The organism is Actinoplanes sp. NPDC049598, assembly GCF_040675435.1.
Lineage (GTDB): Bacteria > Actinomycetota > Actinomycetes > Mycobacteriales > Micromonosporaceae > Actinoplanes.
Map to the genome: position 1 here is coordinate 110,117 of NZ_JBFAOX010000022.1, position 22,844 is coordinate 132,960.

16 protein-coding genes are annotated in these 22,844 nt (G+C 71.6%); 7 read left to right on the forward strand and 9 right to left on the reverse strand.

The window, feature by feature from the left end:
* Window positions 1–14 precede the first annotated feature (14 nt).
* Window positions 15–3,458, forward strand: coding sequence for a PQQ-dependent sugar dehydrogenase (locus tag AB0J66_RS37135; RefSeq protein WP_364671226.1), 3,444 nt, complete (start codon window positions 15–17; stop codon window positions 3,456–3,458).
* Here AB0J66_RS37135 and AB0J66_RS37140 read toward each other — a convergent pair.
* Window positions 3,446–4,192, reverse strand: coding sequence for a GNAT family N-acetyltransferase (locus AB0J66_RS37140; protein ID WP_364671229.1), 747 nt, complete (start codon window positions 4,190–4,192; stop codon window positions 3,446–3,448). The genes AB0J66_RS37135 and AB0J66_RS37140 overlap by 13 nt on opposite strands.
* Before the next feature lie 224 nt (window positions 4,193–4,416).
* Here AB0J66_RS37140 and AB0J66_RS37145 point away from each other — a divergent pair, with 224 nt between their 5' ends.
* The gene (locus AB0J66_RS37145; protein ID WP_364671232.1) at window positions 4,417–5,841 is read left to right on the forward strand and encodes a sugar porter family MFS transporter; all 1,425 of its coding nucleotides are present in this window, start codon (window positions 4,417–4,419) and stop codon (window positions 5,839–5,841) included.
* A 10-nt stretch (window positions 5,842–5,851) separates the two neighbouring features.
* Here AB0J66_RS37145 and AB0J66_RS37150 read toward each other — a convergent pair whose 3' ends face one another.
* From AB0J66_RS37150 to asnB, 3 genes are read right to left on the reverse strand one after another with little or no spacing between them, the layout of a single operon-like run.
* The gene (locus AB0J66_RS37150; RefSeq protein WP_364671235.1) at window positions 5,852–6,046 is read right to left on the reverse strand and encodes a hypothetical protein; all 195 of its coding nucleotides are present in this window, start codon (window positions 6,044–6,046) and stop codon (window positions 5,852–5,854) included.
* 46 nt (window positions 6,047–6,092) lie between these two features.
* Window positions 6,093–6,848 (reverse strand): universal stress protein, encoded by a 756-nt coding sequence (locus AB0J66_RS37155; protein ID WP_364671238.1) that lies wholly within the window; start codon window positions 6,846–6,848, stop codon window positions 6,093–6,095.
* 20 nt (window positions 6,849–6,868) lie between these two features.
* Window positions 6,869–8,854 (reverse strand): asparagine synthase (glutamine-hydrolyzing), encoded by a 1,986-nt coding sequence (asnB, locus tag AB0J66_RS37160; protein WP_364671240.1) that lies wholly within the window; start codon window positions 8,852–8,854, stop codon window positions 6,869–6,871.
* A gap of 74 nt (window positions 8,855–8,928) precedes the next feature.
* On the opposite strand from asnB, the gene AB0J66_RS37165 reads away from it, so the two are divergent.
* Both AB0J66_RS37165 and AB0J66_RS37170 read left to right on the forward strand, forming a co-directional pair.
* Entirely contained in the window at window positions 8,929–9,606 is a 678-nt protein-coding gene (locus AB0J66_RS37165; protein ID WP_364671243.1) for a response regulator transcription factor, read from the forward strand.
* Window positions 9,603–11,399 (forward strand): ATP-binding protein, encoded by a 1,797-nt coding sequence (locus tag AB0J66_RS37170; protein ID WP_364671246.1) that lies wholly within the window; start codon window positions 9,603–9,605, stop codon window positions 11,397–11,399. The genes AB0J66_RS37165 and AB0J66_RS37170 overlap by 4 nt, the downstream gene beginning before the upstream one ends.
* On the opposite strand, the gene AB0J66_RS37175 is transcribed toward AB0J66_RS37170, so the two are convergent.
* Window positions 11,371–12,927, reverse strand: coding sequence for a protein kinase (locus AB0J66_RS37175; RefSeq protein WP_364671248.1), 1,557 nt, complete (start codon window positions 12,925–12,927; stop codon window positions 11,371–11,373). The genes AB0J66_RS37170 and AB0J66_RS37175 overlap by 29 nt on opposite strands.
* A 41-nt stretch (window positions 12,928–12,968) precedes the next feature.
* Window positions 12,969–15,155 carry a glycoside hydrolase family 3 N-terminal domain-containing protein gene (locus AB0J66_RS37180; RefSeq protein WP_364671251.1) on the reverse strand — a complete coding sequence of 729 codons (2,187 nt, stop codon included), beginning with the start codon at window positions 15,153–15,155 and terminating at the stop codon, window positions 12,969–12,971.
* Between the two features lie 183 nt (window positions 15,156–15,338).
* Here AB0J66_RS37180 and AB0J66_RS37185 point away from each other — a divergent pair, with 183 nt between their 5' ends.
* Window positions 15,339–16,397, forward strand: coding sequence for a hypothetical protein (locus AB0J66_RS37185; protein ID WP_364671254.1), 1,059 nt, complete (start codon window positions 15,339–15,341; stop codon window positions 16,395–16,397).
* Window positions 16,398–16,442: 45 nt separating this feature from the next.
* Here AB0J66_RS37185 and AB0J66_RS37190 read toward each other — a convergent pair whose 3' ends face one another.
* The 3 genes from AB0J66_RS37190 to AB0J66_RS37200 are packed head-to-tail and all read right to left on the reverse strand — an operon-like array spanning window position 16,443 to window position 20,275.
* Window positions 16,443–16,763 (reverse strand): hypothetical protein, encoded by a 321-nt coding sequence (locus AB0J66_RS37190; RefSeq protein WP_364671256.1) that lies wholly within the window; start codon window positions 16,761–16,763, stop codon window positions 16,443–16,445.
* An 11-nt stretch (window positions 16,764–16,774) separates the two neighbouring features.
* On the reverse strand, window positions 16,775–18,460 hold the full coding sequence (locus tag AB0J66_RS37195) for a hypothetical protein (RefSeq protein WP_364671259.1): 1,686 nt from the start codon (window positions 18,458–18,460) through the stop codon (window positions 16,775–16,777).
* Between the two features lie 21 nt (window positions 18,461–18,481).
* Window positions 18,482–20,275, reverse strand: coding sequence for an immune inhibitor A domain-containing protein (locus AB0J66_RS37200; RefSeq protein WP_364671261.1), 1,794 nt, complete (start codon window positions 20,273–20,275; stop codon window positions 18,482–18,484).
* Window positions 20,276–20,420: 145 nt separating this feature from the next.
* Here AB0J66_RS37200 and AB0J66_RS37205 point away from each other — a divergent pair, with 145 nt between their 5' ends.
* Window positions 20,421–22,244: a copper resistance protein CopC gene (locus AB0J66_RS37205; protein ID WP_364671264.1), complete on the forward strand. Its 1,824-nt coding sequence runs from the start codon at window positions 20,421–20,423 to the stop codon at window positions 22,242–22,244.
* 49 nt (window positions 22,245–22,293) lie between these two features.
* Window positions 22,294–22,830 (forward strand): hypothetical protein, encoded by a 537-nt coding sequence (locus tag AB0J66_RS37210; RefSeq protein ID WP_364671267.1) that lies wholly within the window; start codon window positions 22,294–22,296, stop codon window positions 22,828–22,830.
* The last annotated feature ends 14 nt before the right edge of the window (window positions 22,831–22,844 follow it).

Consider the following 22,844-nt stretch of genomic DNA (forward strand, 5'->3'; position numbering starts at 1 on the left):
GTTAAGGTTCGGCCATGCGGCGTGTGCTCGGTGGGTTCCTCGCAGTGGCGACGGTGGTCGCCATGTCGTCGTTCGTCGGCTCGCCACCCGCGACCGCGGTGGCGCTGCCGAGCGGATTCCAGGAACAGATCGTCTACAGCGGACTGAGCTCGCCCGTCGACCTGGAGTTCGCCGCCGACGGGCGGGTCTTCGTCGCCGAGAAGGGCGGCCGGATCAAGGTCTTCGACGACCTCGCCGACACGACGCCGACGGTCTTCGCCGATCTGTCGGCCAATGTGCACAACCAGTGGGACCGGGGGCTGCTCGGCCTGGCGCTGGCCCCGAACTTCCCAGCCGATCCGTATGTCTACGTGCTCTACACGTACGACGCGCCACCCGGTCAGACCGCTCCGGTGTGGAACGACGTCTGCGCCAATGCCAACGACGGCCGTTGCGTGGTCACCGGCCAGCTGTCCCGGCTGCGGGCCGACGGCGACACGATGACCGGCGGCGAGCAGGTGCTGCTGCGCGACTGGTGCCAGCAGTTCCCGAGCCACTCCGTCGGCGACATCGCGTTCGGCGCCGACGGGATGCTCTACGTGGCCGCCGGTGACGGCGCGAGCTTCAGCGCGGTCGACTACGGCCAGTTCCCCGCGGGCGCGCCGACCAATCCGTGCGGCGACCCGGCCAACGAGGGAGGGGCACTACGGGCCCAGGACGTACGCACGTCAGGTGACCCGACCCAACTGGACGGGGCGCTGCTGCGACTCGACCCGGCCACCGGCGCCGCCGCCCCCGGCAACCCGAACCTCGGCGCGGCCGACGCCAACACCCGCCGCATAGTCGCCCACGGCCTGCGCAACCCGTACCGGGTCACCATGCGGCCCGGCACCAACGAGAGCTGGATCTCCGACACCGGGTGGAACACCTGGGAGGAGGTCAACCGGGTGACCGACCCGACCGCGGGCGTGACCAACTTCGGCTGGCCGTGCTGGGAGGGCAACGCCCGGCAGTCCGGCTACGACAGCGCCAACCTGCCGATCTGCGAGAGCCTCTACACCGCGCCGGCCACCACCCACACCCCGCCCTTCGTCGCCTGGAACCACTCGAGCAAGCTCGTCGCCGGTGAGGCCTGCCCGACCGGCAGCTCGTCGTCGACCGGGGTGGCGTTCTACCCGACCGCCGGCGGCCCCTACCCGGCCGCGTACAACGGCGCGGTCTTCTTCGCCGATTACTCCCGGCGGTGCATCTGGGCGTCGCTGCCGGCGGCCCCGGGCGGCCTGCCCGACCCGGCGAACCTGCAGACGTTCGTCTCCGACGCCGCCAGCCCGGTCGACCTCGAGGTCGGCCCCGGCGGGGAGCTCTACTACGCCGACCTGGGCGGCACCATCCGCCGGGTGCGCTACTTCCCGGGCAACCAGCCGCCGACCGCGGTCATCGACGCCTCCCCGACGCAGGGCCCGGCCCCGCTGACCGTCACGTTCAACGGCACCGGCTCCACCGACCCCGACCCGGCCGACGACGGCCGGCTGCGCTACGCCTGGGACTTCACCGGCGACGGCACCACCGACTCGACCGCGCCGACGGCGGACTACACGTACAGCACGGCCGGCTCCTACACCGCGCGGCTGACCGTGACCGACACGCTGAACGCCACCCACACCAGCACGATCGGCATCACCCCGGGCAACGAGGCGCCGACCGCGGTCATCGACACCCCGACGGTCGGCACCACCTGGGCCGTCGGCGACACGATCGCCTTCACCGGCCACGCCACGGATCCCCAGCAGGGCGCCCTGCCCGCCTCCCGCCTGAACTGGGATCTGGTCATGCACCACTGCTCGGCGCCGGACAACTGCCACGAGCACGCGATCCGCAGCTGGACCGGCGCGGCGTCCGGCTCCTTCGAGGCGCCCGACCACGAGTACCCGTCCTATCTGGAGCTGAAGCTCGTCGCCACCGACCAGGAGGGCCTGACCCACGCCGTGACGCGCCGGCTCGACCCGAAGACGGTCGACCTGACCTTCGCCACGGTGCCGTCCGGGCTGCAGCTGACCGTCGGCTCGTCCTCAGGGCAAACACCATTCGGCCGTACGGTGATTCAGGGCTCGACAAACTCGGTTTCGGCGCCGTCTCCGCAGGGTTCGTCGACGTTCGCCTCGTGGTCCGACGGCGGCGCGGCGACCCACGTCATCACCGCGCCCGCCACCGCGACGACGTACACGGCGACCTACACGGCCGCCCCGGCGGTGCAGCGGATCGGCTACACCCAGCCCGGCGCGTCGGTGGACTACGGCGCCACCAACTACATGAACGGCTCGCGCTTCGTCACCGGCGCCGACCCGGCGACGGTCACGTCCATGTCGGTCTACCTGCGAACCGTGCAGGCGGCCCCGGACAACCAGTACCAGCTGGCCATCTACGCCGACGCGAACGGCTCACCCGGCGCCCGGGTGGCCACGAGCACGACGGGCTCTCTGACGGCCAACTCGTGGAACACCCGGCCGATCGCGGCCACGCTGACCGCCAACACGCCGTACTGGCTGCTGTACAACACCAACGGCGACAACAACCTGAGTTACGACGCCGGCTCGGCCAACCAGGGCGCGTGGAGCGCGCCGACACCGTTCGGCACCTGGCCGGCCGGCTTCGGCACCGCCTCCCGCTGGAACGCGAAGTTCTCCATCTACGCCACCACCGGCGCCGACACCACCCCGCCCACCGTGACCGCGACGACCCCGGCCGCCGGGGCCACCGGGGTCGGCCTGACCGCGCCCATCACCGTGCGCTTCAGCGAGCCTGTGGCGCCCGCCACCGTCACCGCCGCCAACCTCGAACTGCGCGGCCCTGGCGGCTCCCTGGTCAACCGGACCGTGTCCTACGACGCGGCCACCGAAACCGCGACGATCACCGCCGCCCTGGCCGCCTCCACCCAGTACACGGCGACCGTACGAACCGGCGTGACCGACGCGGCCGGCAACGCGCTCGCCGCCAACCACCAGTTCTCGTTCACCACCACCGACCCGAACGCCCCGCGCATGGGCCATGACCAGGTCGGCGCGTCCCTCGACTCCGGCGACATGAACTACATGAACGGCTCGCGCTTCGTCAACGGCCCGACCGCGCTGCCGATAAGCCAGATCTCCGTCTACTCGAAGGCGGTGCAGGCCGCCCCCGCCAACCAGTACCAGGTGGCGGTCTACGCCGACGCGAACGGCGCCCCGGGCGCCCTGGTCGCCTCGAGCACGTCCGGCACCCTGACCGCCAACGCGTGGAACAGCCGCCCGGTCACCGCCACGCTGGCCCCGAACACGGCCTACTGGCTCGTCTACAACACCAACGGCGACAACAACCTCAGCTACGACACCGGCTCGGCCAACCAGGGCGCCTGGAGCCAGCCCCGCCCCTTCGGCACCTGGCCCACCACCTTCGGCCCGGCCAGCCGCTGGGCCGCCAAGTTCTCCATCTACGCCTCGTAGCGCTTCTCCATCACGTCCTCCTGGCCCTCCGAGACCCCGGTGGCGACAAAGCCGCAGCGCCGGTAGAGCTTCTCGGCGGCCGCGTTGCCGCGCATGACGGAAAGCCGGAGAACTCTCGCCCGCCCCCGCCGGGCCCACTCCTCGACCTCGTGAATCAGCCGATCGCCGACGCCGCGCCCCCGAGCCGCCGGACTGACCCACATCGAGATCAGCTCGACCACGCCGGCCTCCTCGGCCGGCACCCCGCTGGCCATCCCCACCGGCTCGCCGTCCAGCAGCGCCACCACGTTGTGCGACCCGGCCAACCCCAGCCGGCCCTGCCACCGCTCGGCCCGATCGCCGTCCCCCTGCCAGTCGGCCAACCGCGACCCGAACGCGTACGGCGCCTCAGCGAGAGCGGCCAGCCGCAACTCCCGCCAGACCGGCCAGTCATCGGTGCTCAGCACCCTCAGCTCAATCACAGCGCCCCATCCTGCCCTACTTTGTGGGCGCAGCCCGGCGGCGGACAGCCGGTCGACGGCTACGTCGGCGTTCCACTCCTCGGCGTCGGCCGGCGGCGCGCCCAGCGCTTCGTTGATGGCGGCGCAGTCGTCACTCCCGACCTGCTGGGTCAGCAGCGTTCCGCCGTGGCTCAGGACGCGCGCGGTCTCCGCCGCATCGAGGCGGCCATGCCGGTCGAGGACGACGTCGAAAGCACCGGCACTGACGGGCAACCACTCGTCGGGAGCAAACACCACCTCAACCGCCGACCGAAGTCCCAGCCCCGGATCGGCACGGATGCCGCATCGGCCATCAACTCCGCGAACCCCGGCCCGCCACTCACCGCCTAAACCTAGCCGCGACTATCCAGCCGATGCCATCGATAAAGGGATGCGCCACGCCGGTGGCTTGATCGGGGCGGCCCGGGGTAACCACCGGGGCACCTGCCACCGGGCAGCGGGATGGGCCAGGGGGTCACATGAGTCAGACCAGCAAGGATGCGGCGGGACCGGCCACTCAGGAGCGGCTCACGGGATCGGTGATCGTCGTTGCCCTCGTGTCGGCCGTGTCCGGGCTGCTGTACGGGTACGACACCGGGATCATCTCCGGGGCTCTGCTGCAGATCGGGGAGGACTTCGACATCGGGCACGGCTGGGAGCAGGTCATCGCGGCCTCGATCCTGGTGGGCGCGGTCATCGGCGCCCTCACCTGCAGCCGGCTGGCCGAGCGGCGCGGGCGGCACGGCACGCTGCTGCTGATCGGGATCGTGTTCGTCGTCGGGTCGCTGGCCGCCTCGCTCTCGCCCGACCCGGTCACCCTCTCGCTCAGCCGTCTCGTGCTGGGCTTCGCCGTCGGCGGCGCCACCCAGACCGCGCCGGTGTACGTCGCCGAGCTCGCACCGACCGCCTACCGCGGGCGGCTGGTGCTTTTCTTCCAGATCGCGATCGGCGTGGGCATCGTCATCGCCACCATCACCGGCGCGGCCGAGGTCATCGACTGGCGTGTCGCGATCGGCATGGCCGCCGTCCCGGCCGCGATCATGTTCGCGCTGATGCTGAGGCTGCCGGAGAGCCCGCGCTGGCTGGCCCGCGAAGGCCACCTCGACCGGGCTCGGGAGGCGCTGGCCCGCGTACGGCACCGTGACAGTGACCTGACCGCCGAGATCGACGAGATCAAAGCGAATGTACGGACGGAGAAGCAGGCCAGCACCCGGGGATGGACCGGGCTGAAGGCGGCGTGGGTCCGGCCGGCCCTCGTGGTCGGCTGCGGGCTGGCCGTGTTCACCCAGCTGTCCGGCATCGAGATGATCGTCTACTACACGCCGACCATCCTGACCGACAACGGCTTCTCCGACACGACCGCGCTGCGGGTCTCGGTCGCCCTCGGCCTGACCTACCTGATCGCCCAGCTCATCGGCCTGGCCATCATCGACCGGGTGGGCCGGCGCCGCCTGACGCTGCTGACCCTGCCCTGCGCCGCGGTCGCGCTGATCGTGCTCGGCACGTTCTTCGTCACCGGCCACGACGGCAAGTCGATGATCCCGTGGATCGTGGCCACCCTGATCGCCTTCATGGCCTTCACCGCCGGCGGCATCCAGCTCATGGGCTGGCTGACCGGCTCCGAGATCTACCCGCTGGCCACCCGCGCGGCCGGCGCCGCGGCGCAGTCGGCGTCGCTGTGGGGAACCAACGTGCTGATCACCCTCACGCTGCTGAGCACCATGAAGGCCATCGGCACAGGCCAGACCTTCTGGATGTACGCCGCCTTCAACATCGTCGCGTTCGTCTTCCTCTACCGGAAGATGCCCGAACTGACCGGCCGCAGCCTCGAACAGATCGAGAACCACCTCGCCGAAGGCAAGTTCAAGCCGGCCGACTTCGCGCCGGAGCGGACCCACCGGTGAGGCGCTTGCTTCACCTGGCCCCGGAGCGGCCCGGGCGTTTGAACACGAGGATGCCCCCGACCGTGAGAACGACGGCGAGGAGGATGCCGAAGAGGTCGCCCCGGTACACGCTGGAGACCAGCATCAGGACGCCGACGATGATCGCCAGCCCGGCGGCGAGCTCCAGAAGATAGCCGAGGACCGACTTGGCCTTGATGTCCACCATGGACGAACGGTGCCCCGCTTCCCGGTGAATGAAACGTGGGCGCGTGTCAGCTCGCGGCGTGGACGACGGCGACGGAGCAGGCGCTGTGGCGTAGGAGGTGCTGGCTGACCGAGCCGAGCAGGAGGCCGCTGAGCGGGCCTCGGCCCCGGCTGCCGACGACGATCAGCTGGGCGGTGGCGCCGGCTTCGGTCAGCGTGGCGGCGGGGTGGGAGCTCACGGTCTCGGACGTGATGACCAAGGCGGGGAGATCCGGCTCGGAGACGGTGGAGCGCGGGGACCGCAGAAGCCGGAGCGGGGCACCTCGGGCGCTGGCCTGGGCGGCGGCGAACTCCAGGACGGCGGATTCGGCGTGCGAACCGTCCAGCCCGGCCACGATGGGCGCGTGGGAGGGAGCCTGACCGCGGACCACGACGACGGGGCAGTCGGCGTGGGCGCTCACGTTGCTGCTGACCGAGCCGAGGAGGCTGGCCAGGGCGCTGTGGCCGCGGCTGCCGAACACGACCATGTCGGTGGCGGGATCGGACGAAGCGTCGAGCAGGGCTTCGGCCGGGGGAGCGTGCACGGCGCGGAACGAGACCGGCACGGCCGGGTGGGTCTGCCGGGCGGCCGCGACGATCTCCTCCAGGGCGGCGACGACCGTCTGCTCCCACTCGCCGCCGGGGAGGGTCTCGCCGGCCCCCGAGGGGATCCAGCTGGGGACCAGGTGGGCGTAGAGCAGGGTGACCGGCGCGCCGCCGTCGAGGGCCCAGCCGACGGCGGCGCGGGCGTCCGGGGAGTGGTCGTAGGCGACGACTATTGCCACCAAACGACCATACCGGGCGATCAGGCGGGCGTGAGGACGGTTGAGGCGGGGGCCAGGGCGGTGAAGGAGGGGCGGATGGTGCCGTCGACGAAGATGGCGTACCAGAGGCAGAAGATGGCGACCGTCCAGACCTTGCGGGAGTTGTCGGCGTGGCCCGCGCGGTGCTCGGCCAGCAGGCGGCGGGCGTAGTCGAGATCGAGCAGGTGGCGGGCGCCGGAGCCGGCCAGCAGGCCGTCCACCCAGTCGCCGATGGCGCCCTTGAGCCACAGCCGGGTCGGGGTGGGGAAGCCGAGCTTGCGGGCCTCGCGGACCGACTCCGGGACGATGCCGCGCATGGCCTCGCGGAACGCGTGCTTGGTGGCCCGGCTGTGCGGGGGCAGCTTCAGGTCGGTCGGCAGGCCGGCCGCGGCGGCGTAGACGGCCTGGTCGAGGAAGGGCACCCGCAACTCCAGGGAGTGGGCCATCGACATCCGGTCGGCCTTGGTCAGGATGTCGCCGGGCAGCCAGGTGTGCAGGTCTACGTACTGCATGGACGCCACGTCGTCGACGTCGGCCGTCTCCGCGTACAGGTGGGAGGTGATCGCCGTGTGGGGCTCGGCGGTGAAGCGCATCAGCTCGGCCTTCTCGGCGGCCGTGAAGATGCGGGCGTTGCCGTAGTAGCGCTCCTCGATGGGGGTGGTGCCGCGCTCGATGAAGCTGCGGCCGCGCATGCCCTCGGGCATCGCGTGGGACAGGCCGCGCAGGCCGCGCTTGAGACCGGCCGGGAGGCGCTCGACGTTCGACAGCGACGCCGGCTCGCGGTAGATGGTGTAGCCGCCGAACAGCTCGTCCGAGCCCTCGCCGGAGAGCACCACGGTCACGTAGCGGGACGCGGTCTGGGCCAGGAAGTAGAGCGGGATCAGTGACGGGTCGGCCACCGGGTCGTCGAGCAGGTAGACGATCCGGGGCAGCTCGCGGATCACGTCGTCCTCGGTGACCAGGGTCGGGGTCAGCTTCACGTCGAGCTGGCGGGCCGTGTCCTGGGCGATCTCGATCTCCGAGTAGCCGTCGGTGCCGAAGCCGGCCGTGAACACGTGCAGGTCGGGCTTGACCTCACGGGCCAGGGCGACGATGGCCGACGAGTCGACGCCGCTGGACAGGAACGCGCCGACCGGCACCTCGGCGTGCAGGTGCTTGTGCACGCTGTCGCGCAGGGCGTCGCGGATGCCCTGCTGAGCCTCCTCGGCCTTGATGGCCAGCGGGCGCAGCGACGGGCGGAAGTAGCGTTCGATACGCACGCCGCCGCCGGCCGTCCAGGTCAGCCGGTGACCCGGGGGGAGCCGCTTCACCTGGCGGTGCAGGGTGAGCGGGTCCGGCACGTACTGGAAGGTCAGGTAGTGGGCGAGGGCGTCGGTGTCGAGGCCCGAGCGGGAGCTACCGCTGAACGACAGCAGCGCCTTGCGCTCACTGGCCAGGAACAACCCGTCCACGGTCTCGAGGATGTAGAGCGGCTTGATGCCGAACTGGTCGCGCGCCGCGTGCAGGGTGCCGGTCCAGTGGTCGTACGCCACGAAGGCGAACATCCCGCGCAGCCGGGGGAGAGCCGCCGGGCCCCAGAAGTGGAAGGCTGCGGCCAGAACCTCGCTGTCACCCTCCGTCGCGAAGGTGGCGGCGTGGTCGCGGATCAGCTCCTCGCGCAGCTCCCGGTAGTTGTAGATCTCGCCGTTGAACACGACGGTCCACCGGTCGCGGTAGTGCACCGGCTGCTGGGCCTCGGCCCGGTCGATGATCGCGAGCCGCTTGAAGCCGAACGCGGCCCCGTCGGCGAACTCCACCTGGGTGTCGTCCGGGCCGCGGTGGTGCATCGACTCGAGGGCGCCGGCGAACGCGGCCGCCGACGCGTCGTCGGGCGTTCCGGCGGCCGGTCGGCTGCTCACGAAGACGCTCAACCCACACATGACGTACCTCCCCAGGTTCGGTTCGGTCCGAAAGGTAGGGCGCATCCTGTGAAGAACTTGTGGCCTCATCGCAATCGGGCCGGACCTTCACAGGAATCCAACATTCGGTGGTCGAACTTGCGAAGCTCGGTCAGAATCGCCGCGTGACCGCACGTATCCTCGTGGCCGACGACGACCCGAAACACGCCCAGCTCATCCGCCTCTACCTCGAGCGTGAGGGGCACCAGGTCATCACCGTCGGTGACGGCCGGTCGGCCCTCGACGTGGCCCGGGCCCGCAAGCCCGACCTGCTCGTGCTCGACGTGATGATGCCGCTGGTCGACGGGCTGGACGTCTGCCGCATCCTGCGGGCCGAGTCGGACGTGGCGATCCTGCTGGTCACGGCCCGCTCCTCGGAGAACGACATGCTGCTCGGGCTCGACATCGGGGCCGACGACTACATGGCCAAGCCGGTCAGCCCGCGCGAGCTGACGGCCCGGGTCCGGGCGCTGCTGCGGCGGGCCGGCTCGTCCGACGAGAAGCTGATCAAGGTTGGGGATCTCGAGGTCGACGCCGGCCGCTTCGAGGTACGCCTGAGAGGCGAGCCGGTCACGTTGACGGCCAAGGAGTTCGCCATCCTGGAGCTGCTGGCCAAGGAACCGGGCCGGGTCTACACCCGCGGCCAGATCATCGACAAGGCGTTCGGCTTCGAGCACGACGTCTCCGAGCGTACGGTCGACGCCCACGTGGTCAACCTGCGCCGCAAGATCGAGGAGAACCCGGCCGAGCCGCAGTACGTGCAGACCGTCTACGGCCGCGGCTATCGAATGGCCGAGCATTGAGCTTCCGCGTCCGGATCTTCCTGCTGGTCATGCTGGTGGCCGTGAGCGCCATCGGCGCGACCGCGTGGCTGACCCTCAACCTGACCCAGCGGGAGGTCTCGGGCGCCCTCGAAGCCCAGAGCCGGCACCGGGCCGAGATCATGCAGGAGATCCAGCGGTACGGGTTGACGCACGGCAACTGGCCCGGGGTGAACCGTCTCGTGACCGACCTGTCCGACCGCACCCACCTGCACATCCAGCTCCAGACGGCCGACAAGCAGGTGCTGGTCGACTCCGACACCGAAGCCCGCCGGCCCTCCGGCGCCGTGCAGGCCGTCGGCTACGACATCGACCCGCAGCCCGGCCTGGAGGACAGCTCCCCGGTGCCGGCGGCGAGCCCCGGCCCGTCCGTGGCCGAGCCGGCGGCGCCGCAGGCCTACCCCGCCCCGTCGGTCTACCGCCGGATCGGCCTGGTCCCGCGCGACCTGTTCGGCCCCAAGCCGACCGACGCTTTGTACGGCAGCCCGGCCGCGCTGGCGGTCCGGCAGGCGGCCCAGTACCGTACCGGCCTGGTCCTGGTCCGTTGCCTGAACAAGACCCTCGGGACCGAGGCGGCGCTCGGCAGCACCCAACCGCCGTACGTCACCGCGAAACAGCGGGCCCAGTCACCCACCTGCCTGAAACAGGCCACCGCCAAGGTGCTGGGCGACAAGGCGTGGTTCCTCAGCTACTGGGACTACCTCGACAACTGCACCGGTCAGCCCCGGCGTCTCGTCGGCGACCCCTTGGGCACCAAATGCATCGACGGCGCCTTCGCCGACACGGTCGTCACCAGCTCGGCCGTCCCCGTCCAGCTCTTCCTGGGCGCCCGCGGCACCGTCGACATCGCCGACTTCGGCCGGCCCGCCATCATCGGCGTGGCCGGGCTGGTGATGGTCGCGCTGATTGGCACGTTCCTGATCGCCCGGCAGGTCAGCCGCCCGGTCCGCCGGCTCACCGGCGCCTCACAGATGCTGGCCGCGGGCATGCTCGACGTCCGCGTCCGGATCAAGGGGGAGAGCGAGCTGGCCCGGCTGGCCGACTCGTTCAACACCATGGCCGGCGCGCTCGAGCAGAGCGAGGCCCGCCAGCGCCGGCTCATCGCCGACGTGGCCCACGAGATGCGTACGCCGCTGTCGAACCTCCGGGGTTATCTCGAGGCCCTCTCCGACGGGGTGGTGCAGCCGAGCCCCGAGTTGTTCGCCTCGCTGCACGAGGAGACCCTGCTGCAGGGCCGCATCCTCGACGACCTGCAGGTGCTGGCCCTGGCCGAGGCGGGCGACCTCGGCTACACGAAGACCCCGGCCGACCTGTCCGAGCTGGCCGCGGCCGCCGTCACCGCCCACCGGGCCCGGGCCGCCGAGGCGGGCGTGACGCTGGAGCTGGACGCGCCGGACGAGGTCTGGGTGGAAGCCGACCAGGACCGCCTCCGGCAGGTCCTGGGCAACCTGCTGAGCAACGCGATCCGCTACACCGACCGGGACGGGCACATTGCCGTACGCGTCGCCGCCGAGGAGGGCGAGGCCGTCCTCACCGTCCGCGACACCGGCGTCGGCATCGCCGCCGGCGACCTGCCCCACGTCTTCGAACGTTTCTGGCGCGCCGACAAGGCCCGCCAGCGCGCCACCGGCGGCACCGGCCTGGGCCTGACCATCGCCCACCGCATCATCACCGACCACGCCGGCCGGATCGAGGTCACCAGCCAGCCCCACCTGGGCACGACCTTCACCGTGCGGCTGCCGGGCGTTACACCGGGCCCCGGTCGACGAAGCTGAAGGGGACGCTCGCCGGGAAGTCCCCGGCCAGCTCGATGTAGAGGCGGGCGTCGGTCTCGCTCCACTGGACGATGCCGTAGGGCTCGCTGACCAGGGAGTAGGTGGGGCGGTTCTTGTCGTCGAACTCGTCGGTGGGGGCCAGGGTGAACAGGGTCTCGTCGGAGACCTTGCAGGTGGTGGGGACCAGGGGCGAGGAGGCCTGGGTGTCCGAGGGTTCGATGCCCAGGCAGCGGCGCTCGTTGGAGAGGCTGGGGACGGTCGAGGCGATCTGGTACTGCTTGCCGTGCGGGATCAGCACGAAGACCGACTCGGGGGTGGTGCCGCCGCCCGCCTTGGCCGGGGCGTTCTGCGGGAGGGCCAGGTCCTTGTCGATGTTGGCCAGGTGGATCAGGGTGCGGCGGCTGCCGTCCAGGACGCCGGGCAGGCCGGTTTTCTCCGGGGCCGGGGCGGGTGCGGGGGACCGCGACGCCGTCGCCGGCGGTGGGGTGGCGGTCGAGGCGTCGCTGTGGCGGTCGCGCAGGATGATGCCCACGCCGCCGGCCGCCACCGCGCAGGCCACGATCGCGGCGGTGAACGCCCATCCCCGGCGCCGCCCGGAATGCGGCGTATGGTCGGCCGGCACCAGTTCGGGGGCCGGCTGCGCGGGCGCCGTCAGAGGCGCAGCTAGCGAAGGGCCGGGCGGCAATGCCGCAGGCGACGTAGGCGGGGGCATGCTGCTTGTCGAGCCGCCCAGGAGGGTGTCGAGCAGCTCGCGGGCCGTCGGGCGGGCGGCCGGGTCCTTGGCCAGGGTGCGCTCGACGACGGACCGCAGCGGGCCGTCCAGGCCGGTCAGGTTCGGCGGCTGGGTCAGGATGCGCATGGCGGTCGCGGTGGGGGAGTCGCCGCCGAACGGGGTGCGGCCGGTCGCGGCGAAGGCGACCACCACACCCCAGGCGAAGATGTCGGCCGGGAAGCCGGCGTCGTCGGAGTCGATGCGCTCCGGGGCCATGTAGGCGACCGTGCCCACCATGTTGCCGGTGCCGGTGTGCCGGCTGGTCACGTCCAGCGGGCGGGCGATGCCGAAGTCGATCACCTTGACGCCGCCCATGGCCAGCAGCACGTTGGCCGGTTTGAGGTCGCGGTGGATGACCCCGGCCCCGTGGATGCCGGACAGGGCCGTGGCGATGCCGACCGCCACGCTGTGCAGCGCGGCCCCGCCCAGCGGCCCCTTCTGTTTGACCACCGCGTCGAGGCTGGGGCCGTCCACGTACTCGACCACCAGGTAGGGCGGCTGGTGGTCGGGGTCGGCGTCGAGCACCTCGGCCGTGGAGAACGGCGGCACCTGCCGGGCCCGGTTGACCTCGCTGCGGAAGCGCCGGAGGAACTCCGGGTCGGCCGTGAACTCGCTGCGCACGACCTTGACCGCGACGGGCCGCCCGGCGGGGGTACGGCCGTGGAAGACCGTACCCATGCCGCCTTCGCCGAGGCGTCCGTCGAGCTCGTATCGGCCCAGCATGCGCGGGTCGTCGGGGCGCAGCGGCTGGCTCACGGATCGAACCTTACCGGCCCCTGTCCATCCGGCTCCGGCGGCTACGGGCGTACCTCGAAGGCGCCGTTGAGCTCGGCCGCCGAGCTGCCGCCGACCCAGACGTCGAAGGTGGACGCGTCGAGCGTCCAGTCGCGGGTGGCCGCGTTCCAGTAGCGCCGCTCGGCGGCGCCGACGGTGAAGGTCACGCGCTTGGTCGCGCCGGCCGGTACGGTCACCTTCTCGAAACCCTTCAGTTCCCGTACGGGCCGTGACGCGCTGCCGTGCCGCTGGTGCAGATAGAGCTGTACGACTTCGTCAGCATCCCGGTCGCCGTCATTGGTGACGTCGACGGTGACGGTGGCGGTGTCACCCTCCTGCGAGATCACCAGCCCCGAGTAGGTGAACCGGCCGTAGCTCAGCCCGTGCCCGAACGGGAACAGCGGCGTGCTGGCCTCGTCCCAGTAGCGGCGGACCTGGTTCTGCGGCTCGTGCGAGCGGGTGTGCGAGTAGACCATCGGCACCTGCCCGACCGTGCGCGGCCAGGTGAAGGGCAGCTTGCCGCTGGGCGAGGCGGCCCCGAACAGCAGGTCGGCCACGGCGTCGCCGCCGCTCGTGCCCGGGTACCAGACGTCCAGGACGGCCGGGACGTGCTCGGCCGCCCAGCGCAGGTCGAGCGGCCGGCCGTTCATCACCAGCAGGACGGTCGGCGTGCCGGTGGCCACCACGGCCTGCAGCAGCTCGAGCTGACGCCCGGGCAGGTCCAACGAGGAGCGGGACGCCGCCTCGCCGATCATGTTCTGCCATTCGCCGGCCACCACGACCGCCACGTCGGCCGCGGCGGCCGTGGCCACGGCCCGGTCGAACTCGGCCTCGGGGTTGAAGCCCTCGGGGTCGCTGGCCGCGTTCCCGCCGAACATGTCGAACATGGACGGGAACGTCCGCTGGGCCACCGGCACCCCCGGCGCGTAGTCGACGCGGACGGTGTCGCCCACGGCCCGGCGCACGCCGTCGAGCACGGTCACGGTCTCGTCCAGGTCGAAATCGAAGACCCACGGGCCGAGGGTGTCGCGCTTCGAGTCGGCCAGCGGCCCGAGCATGGCGATCGAGCCCAGCGCGGCCACGTCGAGCGGGAGCAGGTCGCCCTCGTTGCGCAGCAGCACCGCCGAGCGCCGGGCGGCGTCGCGCGCGGCCTCGCGGTGGGCCGGGTCGGCCAGCACCTCCCGGGCGCGGTCCTCGTCGACGTACGGCTGGTCGAAGAGCCCGAGCCGCTCCTTGGCCTCCAGTACCTTGCGCACCCGGGCGTCGAGCAGTTCGTCACTGACCGTGGCCGGCAGCTGGGCGTAGGCCGGATCGGAGATCGCCATCTCCATGTCGACCCCGGCCGCCAGCGCGCGGGCCCCGGCCTCGGGCAGATCCGGCGCGAAGCCGTGCGTCACCAGGTTGCGTACGGCATTGGCGTCACTCACCACGAAGCCGTCGAAACCCCACGTCTCCCGCAGCACCTCGGTGAAGAGCCAGTGGCTGGCGCTGGCCGGGATGCCGTTGAGGTCCATGTACGCGGTCATGACGTTGCCCGCGCCGGCCTCGACCGCGGACCGGAACGGCGGGAAGTACGTGTTCCACAGCTCGTTATCGGAGAGGTTGACCTCGTCGTAGTCCCGGCCGCCGTCCGCCGCCCCGTACCCCCCGAAGTGCTTGGGCCCGGCGATGATCTCACGCTGGAAGCCGCGCACCTGCGCGGCCGCGACGATCGAGCCCAGGTACGGGTCCTCGCCGGCGCCCTCGACGATGCGGCCCCAGCGCGGATCCCGGGCGATGTCGACCATCGGCGCGAACGACCAGTGGATGCCGACCGCGCGCGCCTCCCGGGCGGCGACGGCCTGACCGCGCTCGATGGCCGCGGCGTCCCACGAGGCGGCCATGGCGATCGGCACCGGGAAGATCGTGCGAAGGCCGTGGATCACATCAAAACCGAACAGCAGCGGTACGCCGTGGGCGTTGCCCTCGAGCGCGAGGCGCTGCAGCCGGTTGATCTCGGCCGGGTCGGTCACGAACAGCAGCGAACCGGCCCCGCCCCGGCTCAGCGCCTGCTCGACGGTGCGCGGCTGCTGGGCGGCGTCGAGCTCGAGGGCGGGCTCGGTCTCGGCCCCGGCCGGCAGCTGAAAGTAGAAGTACTGGGTCAGCTGACCCGCCTTCTCCTCCCGCGTCATGGCCGCCAGCAGCGCGTCGATCCGTGATGAGTCCGACATGGTGTTCCTTCCGATCAGTGGAGCGCCGGCTGGGCCGTCAGGGTCATCTTCACTTATACGTGTAAGCGAGGATGCTACCGCCGGATGCGTACGGACGTCCATAAGCGTTTCGTCGACTTTCGGTCATCACATGTCGCTCTTGCGGGGCATACGTGGGGTGACATCGATCGATAGGGTTGCCGCATGGTTTGTCCGACCTGCGGGCTCGACAACGACCCCTCGGCCGCCGCGTGTGCCCGGTGCAACACGGCGCTGGTCGCGGGGCCGGCGTGGCCGCCGCCCGGCTACGCGCCGTCGGTGCCGTCGTCGCCCCCGCCCGGCTACTCGCCGCCGCCCGGCTACGGGCCCCCGCCCGGCTACTCCGCGCCGCCGGGATCGCCCGCCGGAAGCAATGCGCCGGCGCCCGGCTATTCATCACCGCCGGGATCGCCCGCCGGAAGCAATGCGCCGCCATCTGGTTCGGCCGGCGGGAGCTACGTGCCGCCAGCCGGTTCGCCTGCGGAGAGCTACGCGCCGCCCTCGTCCCCGCCGCCCGGTTATGCGCCGCCGACGGTTGATTACGGCAAGCCGGGGCGGCCGCCGCGCAACTGGGCGCCGCTGGTGGCGGCGCTTTCGGTGCTGGTGTTGATCGCGCTCGGCGCGGGGCTGGTCATCTACCGCAACGGGCAGAACGAGCCGGTGGCCGACCCGGCCCCGGCACCGGCCACCACCACCGCGGCCACCCAGCCCACGACCGACCCGGCGACTCAGGCCACCACTCAGGCGACCACGGCACCACCGGCGACCGCGGCCGATCCGCGGCCGCAGGCGCAGGTGGTCGACCGGGTGCTGGTGCGCAGCAAGGGCAGCCGCGACAAGCTGAACCTCGCCATCGACAAGGTCCTGCGCTGCACCGGCCTCAGCCGTGCCCTGGCCGACATGCGCACGGTCGGCGACGAGCGGCGGGCCCAGATCGCCGAGGTGCGCGGCGCCGACCTCTCGGCCGTGCCGAACGGCGAGTCCATCCGCTCCACCCTGATCACCGCGCTGCAGCACTCGCTCGACGCGGACGCGGCCTATGTGGAGTGGGCGCAGGATGCCGTCTCCTCCGGATGTACTGACACGGCCGGCCGCCGGGCCGCCTACGCCCGCGGTCGCTCGGCCTCCGACCAGGCGGGCAGCTCGAAGATCGCATTCCTCGGCGTGTGGAACCCGGTCGCCGCCCAGCTCGGCCTGCCGACCCGGACCCGCCAGGGCATATAGAGCAGGCCGAAGTTCAGCGTCGTGGGGGAGGCCCGGCGCTGACGGTCAGAACGGCCACTGGGTGGCGACGATCGCGCCGATGGCGGCGGCGGCTTCCACGACCGTACGGGTGCTGGTGGCACTCGCCGCGAGCTCCCGCAGGCGCGTCTGGACCCGGCCGCGCGCCTCCGGCGTACCCTCCTCGATCTCACCCTCGATCGCGCGGGCCTGATCGGGGTGCTGGGCCCGGATGGCCTCCAGCAGCTCGCGCACCTGGTCGGCCGGGGCGGCGTACGTGTTGTGCTGGTGGAACGTGTTCTGGCCGCCGATGCCCTGCTGGCCGCCGTGGATGTTCATGTTGCCGATGTTGATCTGCGGCTCGGACACGGGATCCTCCGTCAGTTGCGTTGATTGAACGTGTTGCGGCCGCCGAAGCTCTGCTGGCCGCCGTAGAAGGTGGCGTTCTCGATGGACACCTGGGCCACCGCGGCCCGGAACTCGGCCGTGTCGACGCCCTGCTCGCCCAGGTGGTCGAGGACCGTCTCGTTGACCACCCGGTCGAGCAGCTTGACGTACTTCTCGGCGTCGAGCACCTGCATGAACTTGACCGTCGGGCGTTCCGAGGCGAGCTCGCGGACGCTGAAGTGGGCGCCGTAGTCGTAGAAGCGGAACTCGTCGGCGCTGCGCCCCGAGCGGGCCATCCGGCTCGGCAGGCGCAGCGTGTCCCAGCCGAGCCGGGCGAGGCGGACCGGGCTGAGGATGTTGTCCCGCAGGAAGTTGCGCAGCGTGTCGGCCGCCGCGTGGGTGGCGACCCGCTCCGGCCGCACGTTGTCGACGAACTGGTAGAGCGGCTTGACCTGCGGCATCACCGTGCACACGAATTCTGTGTAGAGCATGCCGCCCTCGGCCGCCAGATGGATGAACGCGGTGACGCCGATGCCGGAGTCCTGCGCGGGCAGCACGAGACGGCCGTCCGGGGTGCGGATCTGTTTGCCGTTGGCCGGGATCACCGCCCGCAGGTAGTGCCGCAGGCCGCCCTGCGGGCTGCCCATGATGGCCTGGATGGTCTCGGCCGAGGCCATCGTGCGCGGGGTACGGGTCTGCGGGTCGATCAGCGGGTCGTCGCCGCGACGCTCGCCGTCGGCCGCCACGTACGGCACGACGTAGATGTTGGGGATCCGCTCACCCTCGCTGAGCCGCTGGTCGCGCAGCCCGATGACGGCGTCGTGCACGCGCTGGTTGAGAGCCACGGTGTCGAGCGTGATCCGGCCGTCGTCGCCGGCCGCCGAGCGCAGCGTGATGGCGAAGGACCAGCTGTGCTCCAGGAAGCCCGCGCCCGCGTACGGGTTGATGTCCTGCACGCAGATGTTGCCGCGCTGCATCGCCGCGGCCACCCCGAGCCGCCACTCGACGCGCGGGTGGAAACCCCGCGGCACCACCGGTGCGATGCCCGGCGCCAGCTCGGAGGTGAGGATGCCGTACGCGTGCCGGCGTGACAGGAACAGCGTCACGAACATGGCGAACGCCAACGCGAACGGCGCCAGGATGATGAAGGTCCGCAACCCGCCGGCGAAGATCTCGGAGCCGTCGTCGACCACGAAGGTCTCGCGGCTGCGGGAGACGCCGAACGAGCTCAGATAACTGGCCGCGACGAACTGCAGCAGAAGGTACCCGAGGAAGCAGAAGAGCAGACCGGCCACGGCGGCCCAGCCGGCGACCCGGATCGCCCGGGGCAGCTCCTTGTACGCCGCGGAGCGCACGAACACGATGACCGCGCAGAACCCGAGCCACACCACGGTCGCGACGCTGTTGGCGCACAGCCCCGCGACCAGCAGGGCGGTGACTATCGCGTAGCGGATCAGCAGCAGCCGGCGGGCGCGCAGGCAATGCCGTACCACCGGGTCCAGATCGAACCCGTAGGAGGGCGGCACCGCCTTGCGCTCCGACTCGACGACCTCCCGCACGACCGCGTTGGCGAAGTCGGCGTCCAGATAGGGCGCCCCGCACAGCTGCCGGGTGGCATCGTTCAAAGTGGTCCCCGGCACGTACGACGGCATGCTCAACAGCGGCTGCGGATCGGCCATGCCGGGGAACCTATCGAAGTTTTACTTCTTGGGTGGGGTCACTTTCAGCGTCATCAGCGGCAGCGGGCCGGTGATCTGCGTCTTGACCTCGATCTTCACCCCGGCCCCGGCCACCTTGACCGAGCCCTGCGGGTTGGCGCTGTTGTAGTACTTCAGCGGGTCGGAGTCGTCGAAGACCGGGATGGCCGGCTGACGGGGGACCGAGACCGCGGCGCCGTTGCGGTGGAACGTGACCGGGTCGGTCCGCTGCAGGCCGAAGGTCGCGTCGAAGGGCTGGCGCCGGTTGCCCAGCAGCACGCCGTCCGGGAAGACGACCGGGGCCGGGCGGGCGTCGACCGGCAGGGTCAGGCCGGTGCCGGGGTGCCGGCTCGTGTTGTTGTTGCCCACGGCCGGGTTGACGTACCAGACCAGCAGGCCGTCCTGGTAGGGGAAGCGCTCGGCCCAGTCGGGCTTGGTGTCGGCCCAGCCCCAGTTGTACGGGCCCAGCTTCAGCGTCTCGTCGTAACCGGTGTAGGTCCGGTATTCCGCCGCGTAGTAGGAACCGTCGGCCAGCGGGACCACGACGGCCTGCGGCAGCACGCTTTCGCCGTTGGCGGCCGAGCCCAGGGTGACGTACTTGCTGCCGCCGGGCTTGACGGTCACGAAGTTGGACCAGCCGAGGAAGATCTTCTCCCAGGCGCCCATGTAGCCGGGCGTCGAGCCGATCGTCGGGGCGCCGCGGCCCAGCCACGAGCCGGCCGACATCAGGGTCCAGAAGCCGGTGCCGTTGTCGCCGCCCGCGGTGTCGTACAGGTCGGGCAGGCCGAGGTCGTGGCCGTACTCGTGGGCGAAGACGCCCAGGCCGCCGTTCTCGGGCTCGGTCGTGTAGTCACCGATCCAGATGCCGGTGTCACCGATCTGCACGCCGCCGGCCAGGTTGTTGGCCGGGCCCGCGGTGCCGGCCAGGTCGGAGAAGGCGTACCAGCGGTGTGACCAGATCGCGTCCTCGCCCTGGGCCCCGCCGCCGGCCTCCTCGCCCTCACCGGCGTGGATGGCCTGGAAGTGGTCGACGTAGCCGTCGGGCTCGTTGAAGTCGCCGTCACCGTCGTAGTCGTCGCGGTCCCAGACGTCGAAGGTCTTGAGGTACGCGGCGACCTGGGCCGGGGTCTTGCCGGCCGCGATCTGGCTGTCGTACCACGCGGTGGCGCTGTCCTTGACGAAGTTCCAGTAACCGTCGTCCTCGCCGATCTCGTTGCTGCCGTAGCGGGCCTCGTTGTAGGGCACCTTGACCCAGTCCGAGACGTCGCCGCCGACCGTGTACCGGCCGCCCGACTGCTTGTAGTAGAAGTTCGTCATCGACTCCTTGTTCTTGGCGAACAGGAGCTGCTTGTAGTACGACGAGGTGAAGTCGCTCTGCCAGATCGTCGAGTTGTCGACCTTGCGGTCGGGCTGCGGGATCTGGTTGTGCACCGGGCCGGCCGTGCCGCCGGTGGCCGGGGTGGTGGCGTCGCCGAACTCGACCAGGAAGGTGAGGACCGGGTCGGTCTTCGTCTCCTTCTTGCGGTACTCGACGTACTTGCCCTTACCGAGCTTGACGACCTCCGAGCCGTTCTTCTTCTCGGTGGTGGCCTGGCCCTCGATGAGCTTGCGCACGGCCTCGGTGCGCTCTGCCTCGCGCTGCTCGGCCAGCGGGTGGGGCAGGTTGTCCTCGCCGAGCGACGCGGTGGGTTCGCGGTCGGCTTTTCCCGGCCCGGGGTTGGGCGCGGCGCCGGCCGGCGAGGCGATGAGGGTCGCCACCACCGCGCCGGCCAGCGCGACGCTGATTCTCTTCCGCAAGAGGGTCACTCCTTCAAGAAAGCTTCGTCCGTGGAGCCATAAAATCTTAGATATTTCTATGTGGCAATGGGACGTAACTTTTCTCAACGAAGTAAAAAGTTGTCGATGTCTTGACTAAAGATGCACGACTCCGAAGATTGAGGGGATGAAGCCGGGTCTTCTCGCGCTGGTCGCGGTCGCCGTCGTCCTGTTCGGGTTCCCGCCGTCGCCGGCCTCGGCCCACGGGACGCTCGGCATGTCCGTGCCGGCCCAGGGAGCGACGGTCAGCGCGCCGCTGGGCAGCGTGGAGCTGTTCTTCACCGAGAAGGTGCCGGACAACGCGCACTTCGCCGTCACCGCGCCCGGCGGCGGCCGGGTCGACAACGGCTGGGAGCACGCGGGGCCGCGGCCGCTCGACAAGCCGGTCACCGAGTACTTCATGGTCAACGGCAAGTTCGAGCCGCGGCAGTACACGACCGGCTACCCGGCCCGGGTGCGGGTGGCGCATCTACCGGCCACGGGGGAGTACCGGGTCGACTACGTGTCGAAAGCTTCCGACGGCGACCCCGTACGGGGCACGCTGACTTTCAAGTACACGGGGCCGCTCACGCCCGCGCCCGCCGGGTGGACGCCCCCGACGGATCAGGCCGACCCCGCGCTGTCGTCGGAGCACGGCGTCGCCTCCGCCCCCGCGTCCGCGCCGGCCGCCGCTGTGGCCGGGCCGCCGCCCATGGAGGAGAAAGAGGGCAACAACCTGCTCCTCTGGCTCGGCGCCGCCGCCGTGGCGCTGGTCGTCCTGGCCGCCGGCGTCGTGATCGGACGCCGGACGCGCCCGGCTCCTTCTGCCCCGGCCCGCACCTGGCCTCCGGGCCGGAAGACCACCGCCAAGCCGCAGCCGGCTGCTGCTCGCGGTGCCAAGACTCAGCCGGCTGCTGCCCGCGGTGCCAAGACTCAGCCGGCTGCTGCTCGCGGCGCTGATCCGCAGCCGGTCACGGCCGGCAGCGCCGATCCGCAGCCGGCGGAGGGCGGATCGGCGGAGAGAGAATCGGCCGAGAGCGGGCCGGCCGAGAGCGGGCCGGCCGAGAGCGGGTCCGCGGGAGAGAGCCGGTCGCTGCCGGTCGGGCCGCTCGCGGTCGGCGCGGTCCTGGTCGCGCTGATCGGCGGCTACGCGCTGGGCCGGACGACCGCCGGCTCGGAGGCGCCGCCCTCGACCCGCCCGGCCGCGCCCGCCGCCTACTCCGGACCGGCCCACCAGCACGGGGGCAGCGACGGCGGGGCGGCCAGCCTCGAGGCGTCCGGCACCGAGGTCAGCGCCGGCGGCTACACCCTTCAGCCGGTGCAGCGGTCACAGCCCGCGGGCGCGCGAGCCTCCTATGCGTTCCGGATCGTCGGCGCCGACCGGCAGCCCGCCACCCGCTACGCCGTCGTCCACGACAAGCCGCTTCACCTGGTCGTCGTCAACCGCGACCTCGGGCACTTCCAGCACCTGCACCCCACGATGACCCCCGACGGCTTGTGGTCGGTGCCGCTGACCCTGCCCCAGGCGGGCGCCTACCGGGTCTTCGCCGACTTCACCGTGGAGACCGCGGCCGGCGCCACCGTCCCGCTGGTGCTCGGCGTGGACCATCACGTCCCGGGCACCGCGACCCCGGGCGCCCTTCCCCCGGCCGCCACGAGCGCCACGGCCGGGCCGTTCACCGTCACGATGGAGGGCACACCCAAGGCCGGCGCCACCGTGCCGGTCCTGTTCCGGGTCACCCGTTCGGGCGGTCCGGTCACCCTGGAGCCCTACCTCGGCTCCTACGGCCACCTGGTCATCCTCCGTGAGGGCGACCTCGGCTACGTCCACGTGCACCCCGACCCGGCCCTGACCGGCGGCGCCGTCAAGGTGGCCGTCTCGATCCCGGCCGCCGCCCGCTACCGGGCCTTCCTCGAGTTCCAGGTCGCCGGTCAGGTCCAGCGGGCGGAGTTCACCCTCAATCCGGCCTGACCCGCCGTGGCATCGACCGATCATGCCCCCACCGGACTAGCACGGCCGGGTGGTGACCGGCCGCCACGACGACGACGATTCGCGCGCGGAGACTCTCGCGGCTCGCAAAGCGACCGCGGACCAGCGCGACGAGGCCGCGGACCAGCGCGACGAGGCTGCGGACCAGCGCGACGAGGCCGCGGACCAGCGCGACCAGGCCGCCGACCAGCGGGAGATCGACACTGAGGCCCGCCTCGGCGGTGCCGAGGAACGCGAGTCGCTGACCGCCCGGCGGGAGCAGTCCGCGGAGATGCGGGACCGCCACGCCGGCGAGCGCGACGTGGCGGCCGGTGCCCGCGGCGTCGCCGCCGACCGGCGGGACAGCGAGGCCGACGAGCGGGACCGGCTGGCCGACGAGCGGGACCGGCTGGCCGACGAGCGGGACCGGCTGGCCGACGAGCGCGATCGGCTGGCCGGCCAGCGCGACCGGCTCGCCGACCAGCGCGAGCGGGTCCTGGACAGGCGCGAGCGTGAGGCCGACCAGCGCGACATCGACGACGAGCTGCGGGAGATCGACGCCGGGCTGGATCGTCAGCGACGCCCCTGAGCGGCCGCCGGCCC